A 3,693-nucleotide genomic window follows, 5' to 3' on the forward strand; every position below is an offset into this window, starting at 1 on the left:
CGGTGCAAAGATCCCATTGGGCAAGGTCGTCTTGGAAGTGGGTAGGGGACATATTTTGCTCCATTTAAAAGAAAATGCTCAAAGGCAGTGCATACCGTTTTGAAGTTTCATCTCCAAATGGTAATATATGCTCTCCACTATACAGTACTAAGCCGAGAATATTTTGTTTTGCTTTAGATTGGAAATCGGCAATGTGTTTAAAGTCCTCTTTTTTCACCGTGTGAGATGCTTTCACTTCAATGGCAATGATTTTATCTCCTTTTTCAAGGATAAAATCAATCTCTTTTTTGTCATCGGTACGATAATGGTAGATGGCTGGTTGCATCATACTATAGCTGATATGCTTAATCAGTTCTGTATAAACAAATGTTTCAAATATATCCCCTTTGTGATTTGATTCATGAATCTCTTCAATACTAGTTATCCCCAGTAGGTGAGTAAAAACACCGCTATCGGTCATAAATAGTTTCGGAGATTTGATAAATCGTTTGGATACATTTGAACTGTATGCCCTGAGTAATGAAATCTGATATATCATTTCCAGCATAGAAAGATAATTATTTACTGTAGGTTCGGAGATGGTCGAATCACTTGCAAGATCTGATTTATTTAATAGGCTACAGCTTCGAGGGGCAATGATGTTGAAAAATTTGATAAATGCACTAATATCGCGCAATTCTCCAACATCTCGAATATCTCTTTCCACATAGGTGCTGATATAGGAATTAAACCAAAGCGCTTTCCCTCGTACTGATTTTATTCGTTGAATTTCAGGGTAACCACCATTAAGAATTGCTTCTAAAATCATCTCATAGGGTGTATCAGTGGTGCTTATCCCATCGATTCCTTTGGAAAACAAAAGATCGATAATATTTTCTTCATGTTTGTTGTTGAGCTCTTTTTGAGACAGTGGCCACATGAGAATCTCAATGATTCTTCCAGCTAGCGTATCCTTGGTTTTTTTCATATCTAAAACATTGGCTGAACCGGTTAAAAGAAAAGTACCATTTATACGCTTTTTATCAATATCAATTTTAATCCCCTCTAACACTTCCGGCACTTTTTGAATTTCATCCAGTGTAATAGGCTTCGGCAAGGATGCAATATACCCTATGTTGTCATTAAGGGCAGCTTCTCGTTCGCTCAAGTCATCAAACACTCGGTATTGACGATCTTTACTGAGACACAATGTGGATTTACCGACTTGTCTGGCACCACTGAGTAAAACAGCTGGAGATATTGCCAATGCTTCATTCAAAATTGATGTTGCCGTACGTGTAAACATGAATAATCCTATTTGTAATTTACATAATTATACTATTGTATTTTACAAAAGTAAAGTCTTTATATTTATCTATAACTCTCGCTCATCAAATTACTTTCAAACCAAGAGATTCATAGTGCTTGAATTTAGAAAAAACCTTATCCCAATAAATCACACAGTGCTTTTTGAATAACGATGGCTTCGTTGGGAGTCAATGATGCCAATTTAGCTTTAATACGGTTTTTTGACAATGACCGTATTTCATTAATACATGCATCGGAATCTTTATCCAAATTATCGCGAGCTAATAAGGTATAGCGGTAGGGAAGAGCATTAGGTTCAATTTCAGTTGACAAGGGAATAACAATCACCGTTGATAAAATCATATTATCTTCATCAGCACTCATAATTATTGCTGGTCGGAGCTTACCCATTTCTCCCCCTTTGGCTGGATTAAAATCAACCAAGCAGATATCGTGTTTAGAATATTCCATCAGATACACCGCCTTCATCAACTGGATCACGATCTTGCGCCTTTGCAATCCTATTTAAAAGGGCAACCCGTTTTACTTTTTCTACAGACTCTATGAAAGCTTTAAATTCTTTAGTCATTGATTTAGGGACAAAAAAACCCACTTCTTCTTTTTTCCGACCATCAATGATATGGACAATATCATCTTGATAACTGTATAACATTTCCGGCTTTCGAATATCGGCTAAAGTTGCTTCTATCATGCAAATCCTTTTTAAATTTTATTTTACATATGATTATAGCATTTTAGTATGTATTATTGATTACTGTTTTGTCCCAAATAATTCCATAACTTTTTTCCACATCTCCAAATTTATAAAAAACTCATCTTTGTTGGCGTACAATTTGATATTACACGCTAAAACGAACCCATTCGTTTTAGTAGCAGGGACTAAAGTTCCTACGACCCCCTAAGGCTATGAAAACTATGTTTTTCGAGAACTTCAAAAAAGGCAAAAAGATGCAAGATCAAAGTCTTGAAAGATCCCAAAGCGGCGTTGAAAGCATTCTTGTAGTGCCTGAACTGTTGCCTCGAAAACGCACGCTCGTTCTTGAGGCGGGAACCACTCCCTTTGACTCGGACCTTACCCAAGAGTTCTTCTACATTATCCTCAGCGGCAAGGTAAAAATTTCCCAAATAAATCTCTCAAACGCACGCGAGCAGACCATTAAGCTTCTTTCGCGCGGGGATATGTTCGACGTGCTCACGCTGCTCGACAACCAAGAACACGATTACATCGCCACCGTTTTAGAGGCCGGAGAGGCGCTTGAGGTTCCCATGGAGGATGTGCGCACACTGATGCACAACAGCGACTCCTTTAACAGCTTTATGCTCTCATACATCGCCAATGAGATGCGAAGCCTCGAAGAGCTGACACTTGATCTCTCCTTGCATGACGTTTATGAGCGGCTTGTGCATCTGCTGGCGCGCAACACTGTGAACGAGGGAGGCAAAAGCCATCTGGAGCTTATCGACAACCTTTCGCACGAGGAGCTTGCAACACTGGTTGGAAGCGTGCGCAAAGTGGTCAACCGTAACCTGCAACGCCTCAAAGATGAGGGTCTTATCGAAATATCGCGTAAAAAGATAGAGCTCAAAAATCCGCAAACTCTTCTAGAAAAGCTTGATAGTGCCACTTAAGTGGCAGAAAAGAGTTCGCAATTTTTGTTAAACTTCTCCCATAAAAAATTCAGGGGCAACCCAAATAGGAGTTTATAATGTATATCACACCATATAATCCATTCAAGGAACTAAGAGATCTAGAGAGCCGTCTATTCAGTTCACGCAATACAAAAACAACAGAGAACGTAGCCACGTTCACCCCAAAAGTGAACACTCGCGAGGGTGAGTTCGCTTACCACATCGACGTGGATCTGCCGGGAGTGAAAAAAGAGGATATCAAGGTCGATATCAAAGAGAACGTGCTCACCATAAGCGGCGAGCGCAATTTTAAAGAGGAGGTCAAAGAGGAGGACTACTACCGTGTAGAGACTCACTTTGGACGATTCTCGCGCAGCTTTACTCTGCCGGAGCATGTCGATATAGAGAATATCGAAGCGGCATGTGAAAACGGCGTGCTTGAAGTGATCGTTCCGAAAATGGAGCAAAAAACAAGCATGAAAATGATCTCTGTCAAATAAAAAAATTAAACTCCTTTGCAATACAATGGTGCAAAGGAGTTTGCCATGTTAGACCCGATCCTTAGTGCATCTACTGCATGTTCCAAATAGACTGTGTTTCATAGGACGATGGCAGACGTTAAAAGTGTCAACCCACTTGCCCAATATCGCTGTTGATCAAAACTTCGATCCCGTATTTCACCTAGACGATTGAAGAATACTGCACGAGCCAATGCATTTCTGGCTTCACCCTTATTCAATCCTGCTTGTACACGGC

5 protein-coding genes and 1 pseudogene are annotated in these 3,693 nt (G+C 39.8%); 2 read left to right on the top strand and 4 right to left on the bottom strand.

Annotated features, from left to right (window positions below; genetic code table 11):
* Positions 1-64: 64 nt before the first annotated feature.
* The 3 genes from JHC35_RS01055 to JHC35_RS01065 all read right to left on the bottom strand — a co-directional run bounded on the left by JHC35_RS01055 (position 65) and on the right by JHC35_RS01065 (position 1,999).
* Positions 65-1,285: an ATP-binding protein gene (locus JHC35_RS01055; RefSeq protein ID WP_295041526.1), complete on the bottom strand. Its 1,221-nt coding sequence runs from the start codon at positions 1,283-1,285 to the stop codon at positions 65-67.
* A 137-nt stretch (positions 1,286-1,422) separates the two neighbouring features.
* Positions 1,423-1,758, bottom strand: coding sequence for a type II toxin-antitoxin system PemK/MazF family toxin (locus JHC35_RS01060; RefSeq protein ID WP_295041527.1), 336 nt, complete (start codon positions 1,756-1,758; stop codon positions 1,423-1,425).
* A complete protein-coding gene (locus JHC35_RS01065; RefSeq protein WP_295041528.1) occupies positions 1,745-1,999 on the bottom strand; it encodes a hypothetical protein in 255 nt (84 codons plus the stop codon). The genes JHC35_RS01060 and JHC35_RS01065 overlap by 14 nt, the downstream gene beginning before the upstream one ends.
* Before the next feature lie 215 nt (positions 2,000-2,214).
* Between JHC35_RS01065 and JHC35_RS01070 the strand changes: the two genes are divergently transcribed.
* Positions 2,215-2,937, top strand: a complete 723-nt coding sequence (locus JHC35_RS01070) for a Crp/Fnr family transcriptional regulator (RefSeq protein WP_295041529.1) — start codon at positions 2,215-2,217, stop codon at positions 2,935-2,937.
* A 77-nt stretch (positions 2,938-3,014) separates the two neighbouring features.
* Entirely contained in the window at positions 3,015-3,437 is a 423-nt protein-coding gene (locus JHC35_RS01075) for an Hsp20/alpha crystallin family protein (RefSeq protein ID WP_295041530.1), read from the top strand.
* Positions 3,438-3,538: 101 nt separating this feature from the next.
* Here JHC35_RS01075 and JHC35_RS01080 read toward each other — a convergent pair.
* A pseudogene (locus JHC35_RS01080) lies at positions 3,539-3,693 on the bottom strand (Tn3 family transposase); the annotation flags it as partial.

This window comes from Sulfuricurvum sp. (assembly GCF_022759005.1).
Taxonomy (GTDB): Bacteria; Campylobacterota; Campylobacteria; order Campylobacterales; family Sulfurimonadaceae; genus Sulfuricurvum.

Bases quoted from the DNA above. Each gene is read 5' to 3' on its own strand.
- JHC35_RS01055 (WP_295041526.1), bottom strand. From the start codon at position 1,285: ATGTTTACACGTACGGCAACATCAATTTTGAATGAAGCATTGGCAATA.
- JHC35_RS01060 (WP_295041527.1), bottom strand. From the start codon at position 1,758: ATGGAATATTCTAAACACGATATCTGCTTGGTTGATTTTAATCCAGCC.
- JHC35_RS01065 (WP_295041528.1), bottom strand. From the start codon at position 1,999: ATGATAGAAGCAACTTTAGCCGATATTCGAAAGCCGGAAATGTTATAC.
- JHC35_RS01070 (WP_295041529.1), top strand. From the start codon at position 2,215: ATGAAAACTATGTTTTTCGAGAACTTCAAAAAAGGCAAAAAGATGCAA.
- JHC35_RS01075 (WP_295041530.1), top strand. From the start codon at position 3,015: ATGTATATCACACCATATAATCCATTCAAGGAACTAAGAGATCTAGAG.